The sequence below is a fragment of the Pseudomonas sp. St290 genome, from assembly GCF_018325805.1.
GTDB classification, from domain to species: domain Bacteria; phylum Pseudomonadota; class Gammaproteobacteria; order Pseudomonadales; family Pseudomonadaceae; genus Aquipseudomonas; species Aquipseudomonas bijieensis.
Genome location: NZ_AP014703.1, coordinates 1,430,513 through 1,452,757 on the forward strand (window position 1 = coordinate 1,430,513; position 22,245 = coordinate 1,452,757).

Consider the following 22,245-nt stretch of genomic DNA (forward strand, 5'->3'; position numbering starts at 1 on the left):
TTCCAAGCGTCTGTTTATGCGGCCCGAACATGGCCTTTTGTTTTTTCATTTAGATCATTTTGTGGATATCCAATGTCATCGAATAAAACCCTCGCTCTGGCGCTGTGCTTCGCTATCACCGGTTGCGCACAAACCCCACAAAATGATGCCGAGGCCGGCAGTAGCTGGTGGCCGTTCGGCTCTTCCGACAAGGTGGTAGCCAAGGAAACGACACCGGCGGCGCCCCTGAAACCGGCCGCCGTCGCTCCGCAAGCCAAGGCCGAGAGCGCTACGCACTGGTGGTGGCCGTTCTCTTCCGATGAGGCTGCTGACGTCGCGAAGAAAGATGACGTCAAGCCTCAAGACAAGCCTGAAGCCAAGGCGCCGGCCGTTGCCAAGGCCGAAGCCGAAAGCAACGGCAAGTGGTGGTGGCCGTTCGGCGGCAAGGACCAGGAAACCGCCAAGGCGGTGCCGATGCCCGATCCGAAAGTCACCCAGGCCTGGCTCGACGACTACGAACCGAAGCTGCGCACAGCCATCAAGGACAGCAAGCTCGAACTCGAACGTCGCGACAACGTGTTGGTGGTCACCGCGCCCGTGGACGGCTCCTTCAACCCAGACCGTCCGGCCATGCTGCTGCCCGTGACCCTCGGCCCGTTCACACGCGTGGCGAAGATCCTTGAAGCCGACCCGAAGACCGCCGTGCTGATCCTCGGCCACGCCGATACTTCGGGCGCCGCGCCTGCGAACTTGAAGCTCAGCCAGGAGCGTGCCCAGTCCGTGGCGGCGATTTTCCGTCTCAGCGGCCTGCAACGTGATCGCCTGATGCTGCGTGGCATGGGCGCAGTGGCACCTCGTGCGGCCAACGACAGCGTGGAAGGCCGTGCCTTGAACCGTCGCGTGGAACTGCTGGTCACGCCGGCCAACACCATGGTTGCGCTGCTGAGCAAGTACAACATGCCGGCCCCTGCGCCGGTGACGCTGGTGGCGGCCCAGGACGTGAAGCCCGCAGCCCCGACCCCAGCGCCTGCGGCTAAAAAAGCCGTGACCTCAACGGCCAAGAAGGCTCCGGCCAAAAAAGCCGCGGCCAAGGCTCCGGCGAAGAAAGCGCTAGCCAAGGCCACTACTGCGGCGAAGAAACCCCAACCGGCCAAAGCCGCCACCGATACCAAGAAAGTCGCGGCCGCCGATACTCCCAAGCAGTGATGGGCTAACCACAAGGAACGCGCCATGACCCAACCGCTGGCTGATATGCGCCGCGACTACACCCGCGATGGCTTGACCGAGGCACAAGCCCCGGCCGAGCCGTTTGCATTGTTCCACCAATGGTTCGCCGACGCGGTGAAAACCGAACAGGCTCCGGTTGAGGCTAACGCCATGACCCTGGCCACGGTGGATGCACAAGGGCGACCGCACTGTCGAATTCTGCTGCTCAAGGGCCTGGATGCCTTGGGCTTCACGTTCTTCACCAACTACGACAGCGCCAAGGGCCAGCAACTGGCCGCGAATCCATTCGCGGCCATGACGTTTTTCTGGCCGGCCCTGGAACGCCAGGTGCGCATCGAAGGCAAAGTGGTCAAGGTCACGGCGCAGGAGTCGGACGCCTATTATCAGGTTCGCCCGCTGGGCAGCCGTCTCGGCGCCTGGGCTTCCCCCCAGAGCCGGGTGATTTCAGGGCGCGCTGAGCTGGACGACTTGCTCAAGGCCACCGAACAACGTTTCAGCGACAGCCAGCCGCACTGCCCGGAGCATTGGGGTGGTTATCGTTTGCTGCCCGAGCGCATCGAGTTCTGGCAAGGCCGTCCGAGCCGCCTGCACGATCGCCTCAACTATCGTCTGCAAGGGACGAACTGGATTCGCGAGCGTCTGGCGCCTTAGCCGCGATAACCTGCCGCAGCGGTTTGAAGCCATTGCGGCAAGTCCCGGCGCTTGATGCCTTGCTCCCGGGCGCGGGCCAGTTGTTGCAGCATGTAGGTCTTTTTCCGTTCATCCTGCCCCGCCAGGGACAGCGCCAGGTCGCGGTCCATCCAGCGTTTGATCCGTACGTACAACCACCAGTGGAAGTACAAGCCGGCCACGGTGATCGCGACGATAATGAAATAATCCATGAAAAATCCCCGGGTTGATGACGCAGGTTTTGGAAATTGGCGCTACTGTTGGGTGAATTTTTCCGGTGCGCCTGTATCCCACCTGAATGAAAACAATTTTATCCCGGCGAGACCGTGACAGGCGTCAAGTCGCGGAGTTTAATGAATCCCTGTCTTTTGGAGTTGATGCTATGCGTAAGTCTGTTTTGCTGGTTGCTTCCTTTTCCACGATGGCGATGTTGCTCACTGGCTGTCAGTCGAGCCTGACCGGTGACTCCTATTCCCGTGACGAAGCGCGTCGCGTGCAGACGATTCGCATGGGGACCATCGAATCCCTGCGTCCGGTCAAGATCGAAGGCACCAAGACCCCTATCGGCGGTGCGGCCGGTGCCGTGGTCGGTGGTGTAGGCGGTAGCGCCATCGGTGGCGGTCGTGGCAGCATCGTCGCCGCAGTGATTGGCGCTGTGGCCGGTGGCCTGATCGGCTCCGCCACCGAAGAAGGCCTGACCCGTACCCAGGGTGTGGAAATCACCGTTCGTGAAGATGACGGCAGCATGCGTGCCTATGTGCAGCAGGTTCAGGAAAACGAGGTGTTCCGTGTGGGTGAGCGGGTTCGTATTTCCACTGTGGATGGTACGAGTCGCGTATCCCACTAAGCTGGAATTGTTTGAGAAAACGGCGCCTTGTCCTGGACGGAAGGCGCCGTTTTTTTATGGCTTTGTTTCCGGGGGCGGGGCGGTGTACATAGCCGTTACCGCAGCAATGGATACACACACACCTCAGGCAGCCAGGAATCAGCTTGGCAATGCAGGCTGCTTGCGACTGGACGCCGCTGTCACCGCGTAACCCAACAACGCCGCGAGGATCGAACCGGTGAGAATCCCCATCCGATCCATGCCGGCGTAGTCACTCACGCCAGGCTCGAACGCCAGGGAGCCGACGAACAGGCTCATGGTGAACCCGATGCCACACAGGATCGCCACGCCCAGTACCTGACCCCAATTGGCGCCGGCGGGCAGGCTGGCAATGCCGATTTTCACGGCCAGCCAGGTCAGGCCGAAGACGCCGACGGTCTTGCCCAGTAACAGGCCGATCGCGATACCCATCGGCACGTGATGGGTGAAGCTTTCGACGGTGACGCCACTCAGGGACAGGCCGGCGTTGGCGAAGGCGAACAGCGGCAGGATACCGTAGGCCACCCAGGGATGCAGTGCATGCTCCAGGCTCAGCAGCGGTGAAGATTCGGCATTCTTCGTGCGCAGCGGGATGCAGAACGCCAGGGTCACACCGGCCAAGGTGGCGTGGACACCGCTCTTGAGTACGCAGACCCAGAGAATCAGGCCCACGACCATGTAGGGGCCGAGCTTGACCACGCCCATCCTGTTCATCGCCACCAATGCGGCGATGCAGGCAGCTGCCAGCATGAGCGACAAGGTCGACAGTGCGCCGGAGTAGAAGATGGCGATGATGATAATGGCGCCCAGGTCGTCGATGATCGCCAGGGTCATCAGGAACAGCTTGAGCGACACCGGCACCCGCTTGCCGAGCAAGGCCAGCACGCCGAGGGCGAACGCGATGTCGGTGGCCGTCGGGATTGCCCAGCCAGCGAGGGCGGGGGGATTGTCGCGGTTGAGGAACCAGTAGATCAGCGCCGGCACCACCATGCCGCCAATCGCCGCCGCGCCCGGCAGGACGATTTGCGAAGGTTTCGACAGTTGCCCGTCGAGGACCTCGCGCTTGACCTCCAGGCCGATGAGCAGGAAGAACATCGCCATCAGGCCGTCATTGATCCATAGCAGCAAGGGTTTGGCGATTTTCAGCGCGCCGACCTGGGCCACCACCGGGGTGTCCAGCAGGCCATTATACAGCCAGGACAGCGGCGAATTATTGATGGCCAGGGCCAGTACGGCGGCAGCGATCAGTAGCAGGCCACTGGCCGCTTCCAGCTGGAAAAAACGTGTCAGAGAATTACGTAGAGCCACGATCGCTCTCCATTCATCGAATCAAAAAGATGGCACACCCTAACCCGTACTGTTAGTTGTTAAAACAAAAGTTATATTCTTTTTTGTTATATGGCGTTACAACGCCTGCACGGCGCGGTCGGGCAGTTACGGCGCATATTGGACCTTAGCTGTACCTGTGCGCGCTGTCGGTTTTTTCCTAAGCTTGTGCCTGGTTTTTCCGAGACCAAAGTCGCGCCTGCATGACCGTCAGGTTCCCCGCGTCGAACCGATCCAGTGAGAAAACACCATGAACGACCACCGCCAGTGGGCGCGCGAAGCGATCCGCATCATCGAGGCTGACTTCCAGCGCAGCGCCGATACCCACCTGATTCCGCTATCGCTGCCTGGCCTGCCGGGCATCGAACTGTATTTCAAGGATGAGTCCAGCCATCCCACTGGCAGCCTCAAGCATCGGCTGGCCCGTTCGCTGTTTCTCTATGCGTTGTGTAACGGTTGGCTCAAGCCTGGGGCGCCGGTGATCGAAGCTTCCAGCGGTTCGACAGCCATTTCGGAGGCGTACTTTGCCCGTCTGCTGGGCCTGCCGTTCATTGCAGTGATGCCAGCGACCACCTCCAGGGAAAAAATCGCACAGATCGCCTTCTATGGCGGCCAGAGCCATCTGGTGGACGATCCGACGCAGATCTACGCCGAATCCGAACGCCTGGCCCGCGAGCATGACGGGCATTTCATCGACCAGTTCACCTATGCCGAGCGCGCCACGGACTGGCGGGCCAATAACAACATTGCCGAATCGATCTTCCAGCAGATGCGCTTCGAGCGGCATCCGGAGCCAAGCTGGCTGATTTCCAGTCCCGGCACGGGCGGCACCACGGCCACCCTGGGGCGCTACGTGCGTTATCGCCAGCACGGCACCCGGGTGTTGTGTGCCGACGCCGAGCGTTCGGTGTTCTTCGACTACTACCGCAGCGGCGATGCCAATCTGCGCATGGATTGCGGCTCGCGCATCGAGGGTATCGGCCGGCCACGGGTCGAGGCGTCGTTCTTGCCCAAAGTCATCGATGCGATGGTCAAGGTCCCGGACGCCCTGTCACTGGCGGCCATGCATTACCTGGCCGAGCGCTTGGGACGACGGGTTGGTGGTTCCAGCGGTACCAACCTGATCGGTGCGTTGATCGCCGCGAAGCAGATGATGGAGGCGGGGGAGTCAGGGTCGATCGTGGCGATCTTGTGTGACGGCGGCGAGCGCTATGCCACGACCTATTACGACCCGGCGTGGCTCAAGGCCCAGGGCTATGAGTTGAGCGGGCTGATGGCAGCCGTGGCGGCGAGTGTGGAGCGGGGTGAGGCGCTGCCGGAGAGTGTGTTGCGGGCGAATATCTGAACCTTGAAAACACCGGAATCCCTTGAGGGAGCGAGCCTGCTCGCGATAGCGGCGGACCAGTCAACATCTGTGTTGAATGCCAGGCCGCCATCGCGAGCAGGCTCGCTCCCACAGGGTCATGCTGTTCACTTAAGCAAATTCGGCCTTGAGTGAACAGCATTGCCCTCACAAGGACGCTTCTGTCAGGCCTCCAGCCCCAGGATATCCCGCGCCACCGCCTCGGCAATCCGGATCCCGTCCACGCCCGCCGACAAAATCCCGCCCGCATAACCGGCGCCTTCACCGGCAGGAAACAAGCCCTTGACGTTCAGGCTCTGCAGCGATTCGTTGCGGGTAATGCGCAGGGGCGACGAGGTGCGGGTTTCGATCCCGGTCAGCACCGCATCATGCAGCGAATAACCGCGAATCTGTTTCTCGAACGCCGGCAGGGCTTCACGGATGGCTTCGATGGCGAAGTCCGGCAGGGCCAGGGCCAGGTCGCCCAGGGAGACGCCGGGTTTGTAGGACGGTTCGACGCTGCCCAGTGCCGTGGACGGCTTGCCGGCGATGAAATCGCCCACCAGTTGCGCCGGGGCCTCGTAGTTGCTGCCGCCGAGCACGAACGCGTGGGACTCCAGGCGCTCCTGCAACTCGATCCCGGCCAGTGGGCCACCCGGATAATCCACTTCCGGAGTAATGCCGACGACGATGCCGGAGTTGGCGTTGCGCTCGTTGCGTGAATACTGGCTCATGCCGTTGGTCACGACGCGGTTCGGCTCGGAGGTCGCGGCCACCACGGTACCGCCCGGGCACATGCAGAAGCTGTACACCGAGCGACCGTTCTTGGCGTGGTGCACCAGTTTGTAGTCGGCGGCCCCCAGTTTCGGGTGGCCGGCGTACTTGCCCAGGCGTGCGCTGTCGATCAGCGATTGCGGGTGTTCGATCCGGAAACCCACCGAGAACGGTTTGGCTTCCATGTACACGCCACGGCTGTGGAGCATGCGGAAGGTGTCCCGGGCGCTGTGGCCCAGGGCCAGGATCACATGCCTGGAATGAATCCGTTCACCGCTGGCCAGTTCGACGCCGACCAACTGGCCGTCCTCGATCAGCACATCGGTGACGCGCTGCTGGAAGCGCACTTCACCGCCCAGGGCGCGAATTTGCTCACGCATGTTTTCCACTACGCCTGTCAGGCGGAACGTACCGATGTGCGGCTTGCTGACGTAGAGGATTTCTTCCGGTGCGCCGGCCTTGACGAATTCGTGCAGGACCTTGCGACCGAGGAATTTCGGATCCTTGATCTGGCTGTAGAGCTTGCCGTCGGAAAACGTCCCCGCGCCGCCTTCACCGAACTGCACGTTGGACTCGGGGTTGAGCACGCTTTTGCGCCACAGGCCCCAGGTGTCCTTGGTGCGCTGGCGCACTTCCGGGCCGCGTTCGAGGATGATCGGCTTGAAGCCCATCTGTGCCAGCAACATGGCGGCGAAGATCCCGCACGGGCCAAAGCCGACCACGATTGGCCGTTCGCTCAGGTCGGCTGGTGCCTGGCCGACCACTTTGTAGCTGACATCCGGCGCCTCGTTGACGTTACGGTCATCGGCGAACTTGCGCAGCAGGCTGGCTTCATCGCGCACCGTCAGGTCGATGGTGTAGATGAAGCACAGTTCGGAGGATTTCTTGCGCGCGTCGTAGCTGCGCTTGAACAAGGTGAAATCGAGCAGATCATCGCTGGCGATGCCCAGGCGTTGCACGATGGCGGGGCGCAGGTCTTCTTCGGGATGATCGATTGGCAGCTTGAGTTCGGTGATTCGTAACATGGCGGGGTCCGGTTCGCGGGATGCACAACTGCATCAGGGCGTGAACCGGCGATTATAAGCCAAAACCTGTGAGTCAGTCGTTGCGCGCGCCGCCGAAATAGGCGCAGCCGCGCTGGACCTGTCCGTTGACCCGCAGTTCGGCGCTCATGTGTTGCACACTGCCGGTGACGCTGTCGACGCAGCGCTGGGTGGCCAGCCAGAGCTCGACCTTCTGGCCGTTGGCTTCGGTGCTGATGTTGAGGCGACCATCACCCAGTTGCTCCTCCATGTAAGGCACCGCCAGTGGTGGCTGGCCATCACGTTCGAGCACCAGGCCCTTGCCGCTGGCCTTGAGGTTCCACTCGGGGCCATGGCCGGCGGCGCGCAGGATCAACAGTCTGAAATTTTCGTCATTGCATGCGGTGCTCGACCGTTCCAGGCGATACAGCTGCTCCACCTCCAACTGGCTATCGGTGCCGGCCGCCGCGCTGGAGCCGATACGACCGCGCATATCGGCAAACAGTTTGCCCTGGTCATCGGCCAGGCTGGCGGCCTGTTGCAGCACGCTGGTACCACCGCTGTCGTTGACGATGTAGCGGCGCTGTTCCTGGCATGGCTGGAACACCAGCTTGCCATTGGCCGCCGTGAGTTCGCCCTGCATGCGCGTCTGGTCGGCGTGGGACACGCTCTGGCGCGGGGCGTCGAGCAATTGGCAGCCGGCAAAGAGCGGCAGGAGGGCGACAAACAGCAGGGAGCGGGCGGCACGCATCATTGGGTCTCCAGACAAGTGCCGCCACGTTACTCAGACTGTTCCTGCATCACAAGGGGTGTCAGCCCACGTGAAAGGTCTGACCGGTTTGTAGGCCTTCGACACTCTTGGCGTAGGCCAATGCCACATCGACGGCTGGCACCGGTTTGTAGCCACGGAAGTAGGGGGCGTATTTGCCCATGGCTTCCACCAACACGTTCGGGCTCACCGAGTTGACTCGCAAGCCCCGTGGCAACTCGATTGCCGCGGCGCGCACGAAACTGTCCAGGGCACCGTTGACCAGGGCCGCCGACGCGCCGCTCTTGATCGGATCGTGGCTGAGCACGCCGGTGGTGAAGGTGAAGGATGCGCCGTCGTTGGCGAATTCGCGGCCGATCAGCAGCAGGTTCACCTGGCCCATCAGCTTGTCTTTCAAACCCAGGGCAAAGCTGTCTTCGGTCATGTCGGCCAGGGGGGCAAAGGTGACATTGCCCGCTGCGCAGACCAGGGCATCAAAACGGCCGGTCTTTGCGAACAGCGCGCGAATCGAGGCGCTGTCGCTGATATCCACCTGCAGTTCACCACTGTGGCGGCCGATCCGAATGATTTCGTGGCGGGGCGACAGTTCCTTATCAATGGCCGAACCGATGGTGCCGTTAGCGCCGATCAACAGGATTTTCATGAGCTGTTCCTCAATGGGTTGAATGAGTTTTCAGTCTAGAGGGGTTCTTTCCTTGGATAATCATGCTAATAGGCAACCTTTGGTTTTCAATTGGAAACAATCTAATGAGCGAAATGGATGACCTGGCGGCGTTTGCCGTGTTGATAGAGGCCGGCAGTTTCACCCTGGCGGCCCAACAGTTGGGCTGCAGCAAAGGCCAGTTGTCCAAGCGCATCAGCCTGTTGGAGAGCCGATTTTCGGTGGTGTTGCTGCAACGTACCACCCGGCGCTTGAGCCTCACGGCGGCAGGGGCGGCGTTGTTACCCCAGGCCCAGGCGCTGCTGGTGCAAGTGGAAAGGGCACGTCAGGCATTGGCTCGATTGAAGGATGATGTTTCTGGACCGGTGCGTATGACGGTTCCGGTTTCGTTGGGCGAAACCTTCTTCGAAGGCTTGCTGATGGAGTTCGCTCGCACCTATCCCGATGTGCAGATCGAACTGGAGCTCAACAACGGTTACCGTGACCTGACCCGCGACGGCTTCGACCTGGCGATCCGCTCCGACGCCGCCATCGATGAGCGGCTGGTGGCCCGGCCGTTGCTGGCGTGGCACGAAATGACCTGCGCCAGCCCTGCCTATCTCGAACACTATGGCGAACCCGCGACCCCCCAGGTCCTGGCCGAACACCGCTGCCTGCTCAACAGCCACTACAGCGGCCGGGAAGAATGGCTCTATCACCAGCAACACGAACTGCTGCGGGTCCGCGTGTCGGGGCCGTTTGCCAGCAATCACTACAGCTTGCTGAAAAAAGCCGCCCTGGCCGGCGCCGGAATCGCCCGGCTGCCGTCGTATCTGCTGCATGAAGAATTGGCTGACGGGCGCCTGCGCTGGGTGCTACGCGATTACCAGACTCGGCGTATGCCGATGTACCTGGTGCATCCGTACCAGGGCGGATTGCCCAAGCGCACCCAGGTGTTGGCCGATTACTTGATCGATTGGTTCAAGCGCAGTGGCGAGGTGTTGGATCGGTTGCAGCGATAGCCCGGCCATTGGGCCTCTTGTGGGAGCGGGCTTGCTCGCGAAGGCGGCGGTACATCCAGCATTTATGCAAGCTGACCCACCGCCCTCGCGAGCAAGCCCGCTCCCACAGGGTGTGCTGGGTTTAGTCAGTGGGTGTAACGCCTGGCGATCAGGTGGTCGATGGACAGCAACCCCGGTCCGCGGGCCATCAGGTAGAGCAATACCGCTGCCCAAGTGCCGTGGGTGGGGTAGGCGTCCGGGTAGACAAACAGCTGAATGGTCAAGGTCATGCCCAGCAAGGCCATCGCCGAGAAACGTGTTGCCAGGCCAAACAGAATCAACACCGGGAATACATGTTCAGCAGAGGCCGCCAGATGCGCCGCCAGTTCCGGCGACAGCAACGGCAGGGCGTATTCGCTTTTGAACAGGGGAATGGTCGAGTCCGCCAGATGCGGCAGGCCGATCTGGAAGGTGCCGTCGAACAGGTCGATGGCCAGGCCTTCGATTTTGGTCTGGCCGGACTTCCAGAACACCGCGGCGATGGAGAAACGGGCAATAAAGGCGATCAGGCTGTGGGGGATTTTCTCCAGCCATTGAATGAAACCAGTAATCAGGGCGTTCATTGGGTTACCTGTTCAGATAGGAGGCCAGTGATGGCCTGGTGGCGGATGAGCCTCCCCAGGAGGTGCTCCAGGTCGAGGTCGGTGTAGCGCTCGATTGCCGCTGTCAGGGGTAGGCCTTGCTGCAGGGAGGTGATGAAGGCATGGGCACCATGGCTGATCGCGAGCACTTCCACGTCGAGGCCATTGCGCAGTACCAGGGCGTTTTGTGCGGCGCGCGGCTCGAACGCTACGAGAGGCTTTTGTTGATGGGCAGCCCAGATCGTGACCACGGCGAAAGGTGATTTCAGCAGGCGCAGCGATGGGTGGAAGGCGATCTTCAGATGCGCTGCGAGGGTGGGGCAGGACAGTAATTCCACGACTCGTTCCGCGCTCATGGGCTGGGCGTCGGCTGCATGCCCGGCCTCGATTTGCAGCCGTTCCAGGCGAGCCACGTCCGCGAGATAGGGCACGCCGGCGGCGGGTTCGAAGCGTTCGATGAAACCGGAAAAATCGGCACCGTAGTCGCTCATGATCGGGCTCCGTGGTGCCGCCGACTGGACATAGACACCGGCCATGCCCCGGAAGAATTCCTCGCCCACCAGTTGTGTCACCACTGGATAGTTGTCGGCCAGGGCGTTGATCAATGAGCTGAGCACGTTGTTGCGGTACACCGCGAAGCGGCTCTCGGAGTCGGCGCCATTAGCGCTGATCAGGCCCGGCGGACAGGCCTGGCGCGGATCGAGCAGGGCCGCGGCAAATTCGCTCTGGCGGCTCATGGCCGGGCTCCGGCGGCGCTTAGCAGTCGCTCGGCCTGGCGCGCTTCGGCCAGCAGCACCTCGAATGCAGGGACGTGGTTGTCTCGCTCGATCAGGGTGGCTACCGGCCCGGTTCGCGCCAGTGCCTTGCGATACAGCTGCCAGACTTCGTTGGCGATGGGCGCCCCGTGATCGTCTATCAGCAGGCGCTCGCCAAGGCTGTCGGCGTCTTCGGCAAACCCGGCCAGATGAATCTCGCGGGTGGCTTGCAAGGGCAGGGCGTCGAGGTAGACCTGTGGATCGCGGCTGTGGTTGATGCACGAAACGTAGACGTTGTTCACATCCAATAGCAGGCCGCAGCCGGTGCGACGAATGACTTCGCCAATGAAGTGAGGTTCGTCGAGGGTCGATTCCTCGAACGTCAGATAAGTGGCCGGGTTTTCCAGCAACAGCCGGCATTTGAGGCTGGACTGCACCTGATCGACGTGTTCGCAGACACGGTCGAGGCTCGCCTGGTCGTAGGCCAGGGGCAGCAGGTCATTGAGGAACACCGGGCCATGGCTGGACCAGGCCAGGTGTTCGGAAAAGGACTGGGGCTGATAGCGTTCGATCAGTGTGGCCAGGCGCCGCAAATGCGTGACATCCAGCGGCCCTTCGCCACCGATCGACAGGCCGACGCCGTGCAGCGACAGCGGGTACTGTTCGCGTATCCGCCCCAGGTAGTGATGAAACGGCCCACCAGCCACCATGTAGTTTTCCGCATGCACTTCGAAGAAGCCCAGATCCGGTTGGGTCTGGAGTACTTCATGGAAATGCTCGGCCTTGAGCCCCAGACCCGCCCTTGGCGGCAATCGGGTATCAGTGGCGAGGAAAAGCGCAGTGGACATGGCAGTGAGCCTCAGGCAGATGTGATCAGGACTTGGCTTTGAACGCTTGGAGTTGGCCGAAGCCGGTGGGGGAGGTCTTGCTTTCAAGGGTGGTGCAAGTGCCTTTAGGGACCGATTTCCACGCGTTGCCTTGATAGTCCATTTTCGCGGTGCCGGCGCAGGTGGTGCCGGCACCGGCGGCGCAGTTGTTCATGCCTTTGAGGGCGACGCCGAAGCATTTTTCCATGTTGTCGTCGGCTGCGTGGGCGGACGAGACGGCCGTCATGCTCAGGGCAGAACCCAGGGCCAGGATCAGGGCGGTGGCGGACAGGGTGCGAGTCGAAGCAGTCATGGTGATTCTCCAGTTCTTCAGGGAAATGAACCGGCGTTAGCGCCGGTCTGCTGAACTAGAGAAGGGGCGTGGGGAAGTGTTACAGCGGTTCTCGATTTTTTATTTCGAAACCCAATGGGGTGAGGGTAGGTTTTTGTGGGAGCAAGGCTTGCCCCAAAAAAAAACGGCCCGAAGGCCGTTTTTTCATTGCGACAGACTCAACCGCCCAAGTACGCCTCGCGCACTTTCGGGTCGATCAGCAGCGCTTCACCGGTGCCTTGCATCACCACGCGACCGTTCTCCAGCACGTACGCCCGGTCGGCGATTTTCAGCGCCTGGTTGGCGTTCTGCTCCACCAGGAACACCGTCACGCCATCCTTGCGCAGTTGTTCGATGATGTCGAAGATCTGCTGGATGATGATCGGCGCCAGGCCCAACGAAGGCTCGTCGAGCAGCAGCAGCTTGGGCTTGCTCATCAGTGCGCGGCCGATGGCGAGCATTTGCTGTTCGCCGCCGGACATGGTACCGCCGCGCTGGGTAAAGCGTTCTTTCAGGCGGGGGAAAAGGTGCAGCACCTTGTCCATTTGCTCCTGATAGTCGCCCTTGTCGGTGAAGAACCCGCCCATGGCGAGGTTTTCTTCCACGGTCAGACGGGCAAAGACCCGACGGCCTTCCGGCACCACCGCGATGCTCTTGCGCATGATGTGTGACGAGTCCTGGCCCACCAGTTCCTCACCCATGTAGCGGATGCTGCCGCTGTGGGCCTGGGGCGAACCGCAGAGCGTCATCAGCAGGGTGGACTTGCCGGCGCCGTTGGCTCCGATCAGCGTCACGATTTCGCCCTGGCGGACCTCCACGTTGACGCTGTGCAGGGCCTGGATCTTGCCATAGAAGGTGGAAACGTTTTCGAACTGCAGCATTTACGCTTCCCCCAGGTAGGCTTTGATCACTTCAGGATTGTCGCGGATCTGTTCCGGCGAGCCGTTGGCCAGGGGCGTGCCCTGGTTGATCACGACGATGTGGTCGGAAATGCTCATGACCAGCTTCATGTCGTGCTCGATCAGCAGCACGGTGACATTGTGCTCTTCACGCAACACGCCGATCAGGGCTTTGAGGTCTTCGGTTTCCTTGGGGTTCAGGCCGGCGGCCGGCTCGTCGAGCATGAGGATCCGCGGACGGGTCATCATGCAGCGGGCGATTTCCAGGCGCCGTTGCTGACCGTAGGCCAGGGTCCCGGCGGTACGGTTGGCGAACTCCTTGAGGTTGACCTTCTCCAGCCAGTACTCGGCGTACTCCATGGCCTCGCGTTCGCTTTTGCGGAACGCCGGGGTCTTGAACAGGCCGGCAAAGAAGTTGGTGTTCAGGTGACGATGCTGGGCGATCAACAGGTTCTCGACCGCCGTCATGTCCTTGAACAGCCGCACGTTCTGAAAGGTGCGCACTACACCCTTGCGGGCGATCTGGTGGCCGGGCAGGCCCTGGATCGGCTCGCCGTCCAGCACGATGGTGCCGCCGGTGGGCTGGTAGAAGCCGGTCAGGCAGTTGAACACGGTGGTCTTGCCCGCGCCGTTCGGTCCGATCAGCGCAACCACTTGTTTCTCTTTCACGGTCAGGGCCACGCCGTTGACCGCCAGCAAGCCGCCGAAGCGCATGCTCAAGTTTTCGACTTTGAGGATCTCGCGGCTCATTTGCGCAGCTCCATGTGGGGGCGTTGCATAGGCAGCAGACCTTGAGGACGCCAAATCATCATCAGCACCATCAAGGCGCCGAACATCAACATGCGGTATTCACTGAATTCACGCATCATTTCGGGCAGCAGGATCATCACGATGGCTGCCAGGATCACGCCCAGCTGCGAGCCCATCCCACCCAGTACCACGATGGCGAGGATGATCGCCGATTCGATGAAGGTGAAGGATTCCGGCGTCACCAGGCCCTGGCGGGCGGCGAAGAAGCTACCGGCAAAACCAGCGAAGGCGGCACCGAGGGTGAAGGCCGACAGCTTGATCACGGTTGGGTTGAGACCCAGGGCACGGCAGGCGATTTCGTCTTCACGCAACGCTTCCCATGCACGGCCGATTGGCATGCGCAACAGGCGGTTGATGACGAACAGCGCGGCCAGGGCCAGCAACAGCGCGACCAGGTAGAGGAACACCACCTTGCTGACGGGGTTGTAGGTCAGCCCGAAGAACTGGTGGAAGGTCTGCATGCCCTCGGCCGCGGTGCGGTCGAAGCTCAGCCCGAAGAACGTCGGCTTGGGAATGTTGCTGATGCCGTTGGGGCCGCCGGTGAGGTCGGTGAGGTTACGCAGGAACAACCGGATGATCTCGCCGAAGCCCAGGGTCACGATGGCCAGGTAGTCGCCCCGCAGCCGCAGCACCGGGAAGCCCAGCAGGAAGCCGAAGGTGGCCGCCATCATCCCGGCGATGGGCAGGCAGATCCAGAAGCTCAGGCCAAAGTAATGGGACAGCAGCGCATAGCTGTAGGCACCGACGGCGTAGAAGCCCACATAACCCAGGTCGAGCAGGCCGGCCAGGCCGACCACGATGTTCAGGCCCAGTCCCAGCAGGACATAGATCAGGATCAGCGTGGCGATGTCCACCGCGCCGCGGGAGCCGAAGAACGGCCAGACCAGCGCAACCACGATCAACGCGATGATGATCTGGCGCTGGGTGCGAGGCAGGGACAGGAACTGGCTGACCTTGGGCGAAACCAGCGGGCCACGGTTGGAGCGCAACAGCGTGCCGACCTGTTGGCTGAACAGCACCCGCAGGAACATCAGCACCGAGCACAGGGCAATCACGCTCAATGTCAGGGGACCGGTGCCATGCACTTCAAGGTTGACCCCGACGATGCTCAGCTTGAGGCCCAGCACAGGGAAGGCCACGGCCCAGACCAGCGCGGCGCTGAACAGCGCCTGTTTAAGATATTTGTTCATACTTTCTCAACCTCCGGACGGCCCAGGATGCCGGTCGGCCGGAACAACAGGACCAGGACCAGGAGACCGAACGCCACGACGTCCTTGTACTGGTCGCCAAAGATATCGGCACCGAACGCTTCGGCCACCCCAAGCACCAGCCCGCCGAGCATCGCGCCCGGAATGCTGCCGATGCCACCCAGTACCGCTGCGGTAAAGGCCTTCAGGCCCACCAGGAAACCGGCGTTGGGGTTGATCACGCCGTACTGCATGCTCAGCAGCACCGCGGCGACAGCCGCCAGCGCGGCACCGATGACGAAGGTGAGGGCGATGATGTTATTGGTGTTGATGCCCAGCAGGTTGGCCATCTTGATGTCCTCGGCGCAGGCGCGGCAGGCGCGGCCAAGGCGGGAACGGGAGATGAACAGCGTCAGCCCGAGCATGGCGACCAGGGTCACGATGAACACCAGGATCTGCATGTAGGAAACCAGTACTTCTTCGGCGCCGCCCGGGCCGAAGGAGAAGCTCCCCGGGATCAGGTTGGGAATCGACTTGTCCTTGGAGTCCTGGGACAGCAATACGGTGTTCTGCAGGAAGATCGACATGCCGATGGCGGAGATCAGCGGGATCAATCGGTTGCTGCTACGCAAGGGGCGGTAGGCAACGCGCTCGATACTGTAGCCATAGGCACTGGTTACGATGATCGACGCCACGAACGCGGCGGTCATTAACAGCGGCAGTGAATCGATACCCATCATGGCCAGCCCGGCAAGGGCGATGAAAGCCACGTAGGAACCGATCATGTAGACCTCGCCATGGGCGAAGTTAATCATTCCAATGATGCCGTAGACCATTGTGTAGCCAATGGCTATCAAGGCATAGGTGCTGCCAATGGTCAGGCCATTAACCAGCTGTTGGAAAAAATGATAGATCTCAGGCATTACAGCGCTCCTAAAAACCCGATACGCATTTCACTGGTGGAGTCATGTTCCGGCCCGGTGCTGTGTTCTCTGATCACATTCGCCCCGAGCGTTTGCCAGCGAACCGCTGGTGACGGTTTTAAGATTTTCAGGTGAACCAGCTCCCGGATCGCGGGTGCCTGGCCCATAAACCTCGTAAAACAAAGCCCACTGCTCGCACAGTGGGCTTGTTGACCAGTAAGGCCTGGCTTACTGAGGGGAGACTTCAGTCTTCGGTTTGTTGAAGTGCCATTCGTAGACCACGAACTGGAAGTCCTTCAGGTCGCCCTTCGCGTCGAACGACAGGTCGCCGGTCGGGGTCTTGAAGGTGCCTTTGTGGATGGCCTCGGCGACCTTGGCAGTGTCTTCGCTCTTGGCTGCCTTGATGCCTTCGGCGATCAGTTGGACCGCGGAGTAGGCCGGGAACACGAACGGACCGCTCGGATCCTTGCCGTCGGCCTTGATGGCGTCGACGACGGCCTTGTTCGCCGGATCGGCATCGAAGGACTTCGGCAGGGTGACCAGCAGGCCTTCGGAGGCGTCCTGGGCGATTTGCGAGATGGAGTCGTTGCCGACACCTTCCGGGCCCATGAACTTGGCTTTCAGGCCTTTTTCCTTGGACTGACGCAGGATCAGACCCAGTTCAGGGTGGTAGCCGCCGTAGTAGACGAAGTCGACGTTGTTTTGCTTGAGGCGCTGGATGATCGAGGAGAAGTCCTTGTCGCCAGCGTTCAGGCCTTCGAATACGGCTACTTTGACGCCTTTGGCCTCGAGGGTTTTCTTCACGGCGCTGGCGATGCCTTCACCGTACTGCTGTTTGTCGTGCAGTACAGCGACGACTTTCGGCTTGACGTGGTCGGCGATGTAGTTGCCGGCGGCAGGGCCCTGGGCGCTGTCCAGGCCGATGGTGCGGAAAATCATCTTGTAGCCACGAGTGGTGATGTCCGGGCTGGTGGCTGCCGGAGTGATCATGATCACGCCTTCGTCTTCATAGATGTCCGAAGCTGGCTGGGTGGAGCTGGAGCACAGGTGGCCGACGACGAACTTGACGCCATCGTTGACCACTTTGTTGGCCACGGCAACGGCCTGTTTAGGATCGCAAGCGTCATCGTATTCCTTGACTTCGAGCATCTTGCCATCGACGCCGCCCTTGGCGTTGATGTCCTTGATGGCTTGTTTCGCGCCAATGAATTGCATGTCGCCGTACTGGGTGACCGGACCGGTTTTCGGACCGGCAATGCCGATGGTGATGGTGTCGGCGGCGAACGAATGGCTGGCAACCCCGGCCAGAACCATAGCGGCAAACAGTTTGGAAATCTGCTTAGTAGCCTTAGTCATAGTGCTCCACTCATGCTGTTGTAGTTTTTATAGTCCTGGCGCCGTAGCAGCAGAACCGGGTCAGATATCTTGGATACCCTCGCGGAAATGCCCCCGGCAACTGTACCGGTACAGTGTAGAGCGCCGGTTGTTGGCAAGGGAAGCTGGCGCTTGGGGGCAAAACCTGAGGGTGTCGCTTAATTGAAAGAAAAAGACAGAATGGCGGCGGGGGTTGTCCGGTCATATCGGCAATCCTTGGCTTTCCTGCGCTTTTCAATCGGTGCTGCAATTACTACCGGGTTTTTCTGCCAGACCACCGACGTTATCATTCGCGCCGATTTCTTTTCCGGACAGGTCCCATGAATCAAGAACCTAGCACCCTCTATGCCAAGCTGCTTGGTGAAACCGCATCCATCACCTGGAAAGAGCTGGAGCCGTTCTTTGCCAAGGGTGCCCTATTGTGGGTCGATCCGGCACTGGATTTGATCGCCGCCGCCGAAGCCGTTGCCCAGGACGAAGGTACCAAAGTCGCTGTCTGGCTGGCCGCCGACCAGCTCGCCAAGCTGTCTGAAACGCGGGCGCTGGATTTTCTGGAGCGTGATCCGCAGCTTTGGGCGGTGGTGGTTTCGCCCTGGATTATGATCCAGGAAAGGGCGTCGAACTGATCGGCGCACCAACTTGGTTCGTGATTTTTGTCGAATGAAAGTGTGTAGGTGAGTAGCGTGATGGCGTCCTGCCGTGGCGAAACGCCACAGGAGAGGGTGACGTATACGTAACGGGAACAGTTTCTGGACCAGCCGTGGGGCTGGTTAATTGTTTCTGGATGTTGTTGTGTAGTGTATTTGAGATCGCCATCGCGAGCAGGCTCGCTCCCACAGTAGACCGAGTTTCTTCAGGAAGAACGCGATCAAATGTGGGAGCGAGCCTGCTCGCGATTCGGGGCGACGCGCTCTTGCGCCTACCTCAATAAGTTCTGCCAGTATGGTTATTAAGGGAAATAACCTTGGTCTTGCCAATGCGGTGACGGTAGATCTCGCGCAGGTACTTGATGGACTTCTTCACGCAGTCACGGGACAGGCGGATATCGTTGATCGAGACGAACTTGTCCTTGTCATTGATCAGCTCGCGGTATTTCTTCTCGTACATCGGCTTGATCGCGTACCAGTTGGTGTCGAGGATCTTCGCCGGGTTCTCGAATTCGTTGAGCAGATCGTCGATCCGTTCTTCGTCGAAGTCTTCATTGATGATGAAGTCCAGGATCGAGTTGTCCAGGGTGTCGTCGAAACGGTACGGGGTGCGGGCGAAGCAGCGTTTGATGAAGGCCACGATCAGGGTCAGGAAGTCGTCCGACAGGCACGGGCTCTTGGCGATCAGGGTGGTCAGCGACAGGTTGGCCGAGGCGCCGATCACCAACGCGTAACGCTTGAGGGTCGTGTTGGGGAACAGGCTGTTGAGATGGGTCTTGAGCCGGTTCAGGTCCATGTAGGACAGCTTGTAGTCCTTGGGCAACGAGACGATGGACACCACCGACGAGCAGTTCTTGAAGAAGTGCAGGTCGTGCAGGGCGGCTGCGTCGTAGCCGGAATTCTTGTACTGCTCCAGCGAGGCGCGGTAGCGCTTGGATTCGATCGGCAACAGGCTGATGCCTTCGATGGCCTGGGTGACTTTGTTGAAGTGCGGCAGGTCGATGGAGCGGAAGAACAGGTCGTCGATGTTCAGGCGTGGTGGCTCTTTCTCGAACACCTTGAACTTGTCGCCGCTTGGCGCCGGGGTTTCCGGGACCACGGATTCGGCGTAGGCAATCGCTACCGGCCCGGCCAGGCTCATGAACAGGTCGTTGGCGTCCAGGCGAATGGTTTCGCCGATGTCGATGCCGGCACGCCTGAAGTAGTTCTGGTCGTAATCGGTCGTGACCGCCTGGGCCGTCAGGATGTTGAAGATCTGTTGGGAGATGTACTGGTTGGCGTGCTTCTCCATGGCATTGACATCAATGTTCTGGATGTTGCCGTCATCGCTTTCTTCGGCGTAGCGCATGATGTCGTTGGAAATCAGCATCATCGCGTTCCACGGGCGGATGCGGCCCATGACGCTGGCTTCGCTGCTGTCTTCGTTGGCGAAGTTGTACGAGAAATCCCATTCTTCCGACAGGTACTTGCACAGCAGGCGTCCGGCGTTGATGTGCAGGGCCTCGGACATTTCGCTGCGGTGGTCGGAAATGTTCGGCAGCACGCAGATGCCGCTGGTGAAGATCGGTTCGAAGACGAAGGAATGACCGCTCTTGCTGTCGTGTTCGTCCATCGGCTTGGTGTCGAACGTCTTGTTCATGTACGAGTATTGCTGGGCCAGGCCGAACTCCGAGGCCATGCCCGAACCGGTACCGCCGCCGGCACTGAAGATCGAGAAGTACAGGCGCGACTGGTTGGCCTTGATGCCGCAGCTGTCGATCAGGTACGAGTGGATCATTTTCCAGTCAGGGCTGGAGAAGCGCTGGGTGTCCTTGTTCAGGATGATCTTGGCCAGGTACTGGCCCAGGATCGGCGCGTTACCGGCACCACCGGCGTGGACTTCCGACAGGTCCATGATTTTCATTTTGCTGTAGTCGCGCAAAAAGCCGCTTTTCTCACCCTTGCGCGAGAAGCGGATGCGCCCGGCGATGTCCTTGTCCAGGTCGCCGAGCATTACCAGCGGTTCCACCAGGAACACCGGTTTGCTGGCCTTGCTGGTGCCCAGGCGCAGATTGTTGCGGATCCACTGCGCGGGGCTGTAGCCCTTGTCGCTGTAGGCCTTGTCTTCGGCGTTGAATTCGTTGAGGTAGAACTTGCGGGCGTTGTACACCAGCTCGGCCACGTCCAGGGCAATGTTGGAGCCGCAGCGCCCCAGGCCGATCAGGCACACCGACGGGAATTCCTGCTGGGTACGGTCGCTCTCGTCTTCTACCAGATGAGGCGGACGCGGGAACACCGCGTCGCGCAGGCCATCGAGGTTGTCGAGGATCCGATCGGTGTTGGTTTCGGTGAAATACAGATACTGCTGAGTCGACAGGGGACGCGAGCTGCTCGAGGGTTTCGAGACTTCAGGGCCGTTGGCGGCCGGGCTCAGGGTCAGATCGGATACCGCAGTGGCTGTTTTTTTGGAAGTCATTGTGCGCCATATGCCTGAACTGGTTGGTTCGACGAGCGCTGTCATCGAACCGTCGCGGATGGGAGCTCGCGTCCTTGGATGGCGCGAAGGTCGGCCCGAGCGTTCAGGACTGTGCCTGAGCGCCGCTCGGGAGATTCTTTCCTGATAGGTTGAATCGGCCACCTGGAGACGATCTTTAATCAAGAACGGGCAAAATGATGGCAATTGTTACAGGAAATTGACCGCTATCAATAAACACGCCCCTCGCCATGGGCGGGTATCAACCTTGCGAATGATTGGAGACAGTCCACGCGCCGCTGTCTAGATTGCAGACTTCGGGCTCGGATGCCTCGCCGTTGCCCCCATAACAATAAAGAGACGGACCCATGCAGAACTCGACCCAAGCGGCGAATGCCTGGCGCATTCTGTTCCTGCTGTTCCTGGCCAACCTGTTCAACTTTTTCGACCGCACCATCCCGGCGATCATCATCGAGCCGATCCGTATGGAGTGGAGCCTCAGCGACTTCCAGATCGGCATCATCGGCACCGCCTTCACCATCGTCTACGCCATTGCCGGGTTGCCGTTGGGGCGCATGGCCGATACCGGTTCGCGCAGCAAGTTGATGGGCTGGGGCCTGGCAGCCTGGAGCGGACTGACCGCGGTGAACGGCCTGGTGGGCAGTTTCTGGGCGTTCCTGGTGGTGCGCATGGGCGTCGGCATCGGCGAGGCCAGCTACGCGCCAGCCGCCAACTCACTGATTGGCGATCTGTTCCCGGCCCACCGTCGGGCGCGGGCCATGGGCATCTTCATGCTGGGGCTGCCGCTGGGCCTGCTGTTGGCGTTTTTCACCATTGGCGCGATGGTCAAGGCGTTCGACAGCTGGCGTGCGCCGTTCTTCATTGCGGCGGTGCCGGGGCTGGTGCTGGCGGTGTTCATGTTTTTCATCAAGGAACCCAAGCGCGGCGCGGCGGAAACCGTGCAGGTGTCCCAGGAAAAGATCGACAGGCCGGTTCGCCGGGTACTGGCGATTCCCACTTTCCTATGGCTGGTGCTGGCCGGGCTGTGCTTCAACTTCGCCACCTATGCTTGCAACTCGTTCCTGGTGCCGATGCTGCAACGTTATTTCCTGATGCCGCTGCACGAGGCGGCCGTGGCCACCGGGATCATGGTGGGTGTGACGGGGCTGTTCGGGCTCACCCTGGGTGGCTGGGTCGCGGACAAGATCCACCAGCGCGTGCCCAACGGCCGGCTGCTGTTCGCAGCGTTCAGCCTGGCGATCTCGACGGTCACCACAGCGTGGGCCCTGCATGCCGGGCGCATTGAAATCGGCGTGTTCGTGGCGGTGTTCAGCGTCGGTTGGCTGTTTGCCTATAACTTCTACACCTGTGTCTACACTGCGATCCAGGACGTGGTGGAACCGCGCCTGCGCGCCACGGCGATGGCGTTGTACTTTGCCGGGCTGTATTTGCTCGGTGGCGGTTTGGGGCCGGTGGTGGTGGGCGGCTTGTCCGACTACTTTGCCCGCACGGCCATGGCAACCGCGGGTGTCGACCAGATGACCGAAGCGTTCAAGGCCATCGGCCTGCACGACGCGATGTACCTGATCCCGGTGGCGCTGCTCCTGACCATGGTGTTCCTGTTCCTGGCGTCACGCTGCTTCGTGCGCGATGCCAAGCGGATGAAGGACGGGATGAGCGCGGAGGTGATGCCGGAGGGTGTCGCGGCGACGGCCTGAAGAGATTTTGTGACAACAATGCTTTTGT

The 22,245-nt window shown here is 60.9% G+C and carries 22 protein-coding genes; 7 read left to right on the forward strand and 15 right to left on the reverse strand.

The genetic code is table 11. From position 1 onward, the window contains the following. Nucleotides 1-72 precede the first annotated feature (72 nt). On the forward strand, nt 73-1,185 hold the full coding sequence (locus PBDP_RS06220; RefSeq protein ID WP_212801959.1) for an OmpA family protein: 1,113 nt from the start codon (nt 73-75) through the stop codon (nt 1,183-1,185). A gap of 24 nt (nt 1,186-1,209) precedes the next feature. Beyond that, a complete protein-coding gene (gene pdxH / locus PBDP_RS06225) occupies nt 1,210-1,857 on the forward strand; it encodes a pyridoxamine 5'-phosphate oxidase (RefSeq protein WP_109755707.1) in 648 nt (215 codons plus the stop codon). Here pdxH and PBDP_RS06230 read toward each other — a convergent pair. Continuing rightward, nucleotides 1,854-2,087, reverse strand: coding sequence for a hypothetical protein (locus PBDP_RS06230; RefSeq protein WP_109755708.1), 234 nt, complete (start codon nt 2,085-2,087; stop codon nt 1,854-1,856). The genes pdxH and PBDP_RS06230 overlap by 4 nt on opposite strands. 170 nt (nt 2,088-2,257) lie before the next feature. Here PBDP_RS06230 and PBDP_RS06235 point away from each other — a divergent pair, with 170 nt between their 5' ends. Then, nucleotides 2,258-2,722: an outer membrane lipoprotein gene (locus PBDP_RS06235; protein WP_003184697.1), complete on the forward strand. Its 465-nt coding sequence runs from the start codon at nt 2,258-2,260 to the stop codon at nt 2,720-2,722. 138 nt (nt 2,723-2,860) lie between these two features. Here PBDP_RS06235 and nhaA read toward each other — a convergent pair whose 3' ends face one another. After that, entirely contained in the window at nt 2,861-4,048 is a 1,188-nt protein-coding gene (gene nhaA, locus PBDP_RS06240; RefSeq protein ID WP_109755709.1) for a Na+/H+ antiporter NhaA, read from the reverse strand. 268 nt (nt 4,049-4,316) lie between these two features. Here nhaA and PBDP_RS06245 point away from each other — a divergent pair, with 268 nt between their 5' ends. Then, complete coding sequence (locus PBDP_RS06245) at nt 4,317-5,411, forward strand: PLP-dependent cysteine synthase family protein (protein ID WP_212801960.1); 1,095 nt, start codon at nt 4,317-4,319, stop codon at nt 5,409-5,411. A gap of 182 nt (nt 5,412-5,593) precedes the next feature. Here the strand turns inward: PBDP_RS06245 and PBDP_RS06250 are convergent, their stop codons facing one another. The 3 genes from PBDP_RS06250 to PBDP_RS06260 all read right to left on the reverse strand — a co-directional run bounded on the left by PBDP_RS06250 (nt 5,594) and on the right by PBDP_RS06260 (nt 8,616). Beyond that, on the reverse strand, nt 5,594-7,207 hold the full coding sequence (locus PBDP_RS06250) for an NAD(P)/FAD-dependent oxidoreductase (protein ID WP_176688525.1): 1,614 nt from the start codon (nt 7,205-7,207) through the stop codon (nt 5,594-5,596). A gap of 73 nt (nt 7,208-7,280) precedes the next feature. Next, nucleotides 7,281-7,955, reverse strand: coding sequence for a COG3650 family protein (locus PBDP_RS06255; protein ID WP_212802478.1), 675 nt, complete (start codon nt 7,953-7,955; stop codon nt 7,281-7,283). 61 nt (nt 7,956-8,016) lie between these two features. Further along, nucleotides 8,017-8,616, reverse strand: coding sequence for a short chain dehydrogenase (locus PBDP_RS06260; RefSeq protein ID WP_163855096.1), 600 nt, complete (start codon nt 8,614-8,616; stop codon nt 8,017-8,019). A 104-nt stretch (nt 8,617-8,720) separates the two neighbouring features. On the opposite strand from PBDP_RS06260, the gene PBDP_RS06265 reads away from it, so the two are divergent. Further along, nucleotides 8,721-9,635 (forward strand): LysR family transcriptional regulator, encoded by a 915-nt coding sequence (locus PBDP_RS06265; protein ID WP_212801961.1) that lies wholly within the window; start codon nt 8,721-8,723, stop codon nt 9,633-9,635. A 125-nt stretch (nt 9,636-9,760) separates the two neighbouring features. On the opposite strand, the gene PBDP_RS06270 is transcribed toward PBDP_RS06265, so the two are convergent. The 9 genes from PBDP_RS06270 to PBDP_RS06310 all read right to left on the reverse strand — a co-directional run bounded on the left by PBDP_RS06270 (nt 9,761) and on the right by PBDP_RS06310 (nt 17,382). Continuing rightward, on the reverse strand, nt 9,761-10,237 hold the full coding sequence (locus PBDP_RS06270; protein WP_109755714.1) for a DoxX family protein: 477 nt from the start codon (nt 10,235-10,237) through the stop codon (nt 9,761-9,763). Further along, nucleotides 10,234-10,992, reverse strand: coding sequence for an HvfC/BufC N-terminal domain-containing protein (locus PBDP_RS06275; RefSeq protein WP_116831609.1), 759 nt, complete (start codon nt 10,990-10,992; stop codon nt 10,234-10,236). Before PBDP_RS06275 ends, PBDP_RS06270 begins: the two co-directional genes overlap by 4 nt. Further along, nucleotides 10,989-11,858 carry an MNIO family bufferin maturase gene (gene bufB / locus PBDP_RS06280; RefSeq protein ID WP_212801962.1) on the reverse strand — a complete coding sequence of 290 codons (870 nt, stop codon included), beginning with the start codon at nt 11,856-11,858 and terminating at the stop codon, nt 10,989-10,991. Before bufB ends, PBDP_RS06275 begins: the two co-directional genes overlap by 4 nt. 25 nt (nt 11,859-11,883) lie before the next feature. Then, nucleotides 11,884-12,189 (reverse strand): BufA1 family periplasmic bufferin-type metallophore, encoded by a 306-nt coding sequence (locus tag PBDP_RS06285; protein ID WP_109755717.1) that lies wholly within the window; start codon nt 12,187-12,189, stop codon nt 11,884-11,886. Between the two features lie 197 nt (nt 12,190-12,386). Next, complete coding sequence (locus PBDP_RS06290) at nt 12,387-13,088, reverse strand: ABC transporter ATP-binding protein (RefSeq protein ID WP_109755718.1); 702 nt, start codon at nt 13,086-13,088, stop codon at nt 12,387-12,389. Continuing rightward, nucleotides 13,089-13,856 (reverse strand): high-affinity branched-chain amino acid ABC transporter ATP-binding protein LivG, encoded by a 768-nt coding sequence (livG, locus tag PBDP_RS06295; RefSeq protein WP_014336890.1) that lies wholly within the window; start codon nt 13,854-13,856, stop codon nt 13,089-13,091. After that, nucleotides 13,853-15,106, reverse strand: a complete 1,254-nt coding sequence (locus tag PBDP_RS06300) for a high-affinity branched-chain amino acid ABC transporter permease LivM (protein ID WP_109755719.1) — start codon at nt 15,104-15,106, stop codon at nt 13,853-13,855. Before PBDP_RS06300 ends, livG begins: the two co-directional genes overlap by 4 nt. Beyond that, nucleotides 15,103-16,026 carry a high-affinity branched-chain amino acid ABC transporter permease LivH gene (gene livH, locus PBDP_RS06305; protein ID WP_109755720.1) on the reverse strand — a complete coding sequence of 308 codons (924 nt, stop codon included), beginning with the start codon at nt 16,024-16,026 and terminating at the stop codon, nt 15,103-15,105. Before livH ends, PBDP_RS06300 begins: the two co-directional genes overlap by 4 nt. 228 nt (nt 16,027-16,254) lie before the next feature. Next, entirely contained in the window at nt 16,255-17,382 is a 1,128-nt protein-coding gene (locus PBDP_RS06310; RefSeq protein ID WP_109755721.1) for a branched-chain amino acid ABC transporter substrate-binding protein, read from the reverse strand. Between the two features lie 338 nt (nt 17,383-17,720). Between PBDP_RS06310 and PBDP_RS06315 the strand changes: the two genes are divergently transcribed. Continuing rightward, nucleotides 17,721-18,026, forward strand: a complete 306-nt coding sequence (locus tag PBDP_RS06315) for a DUF2288 domain-containing protein (protein ID WP_212801963.1) — start codon at nt 17,721-17,723, stop codon at nt 18,024-18,026. Nucleotides 18,027-18,324: 298 nt separating this feature from the next. Here the strand turns inward: PBDP_RS06315 and PBDP_RS06320 are convergent, their stop codons facing one another. Further along, complete coding sequence (locus tag PBDP_RS06320) at nt 18,325-20,502, reverse strand: hypothetical protein (protein ID WP_109755723.1); 2,178 nt, start codon at nt 20,500-20,502, stop codon at nt 18,325-18,327. Between the two features lie 365 nt (nt 20,503-20,867). Here PBDP_RS06320 and PBDP_RS06325 point away from each other — a divergent pair, with 365 nt between their 5' ends. Then, nucleotides 20,868-22,217, forward strand: coding sequence for a spinster family MFS transporter (locus PBDP_RS06325; protein ID WP_109755724.1), 1,350 nt, complete (start codon nt 20,868-20,870; stop codon nt 22,215-22,217). Nucleotides 22,218-22,245 lie beyond the last annotated feature (28 nt).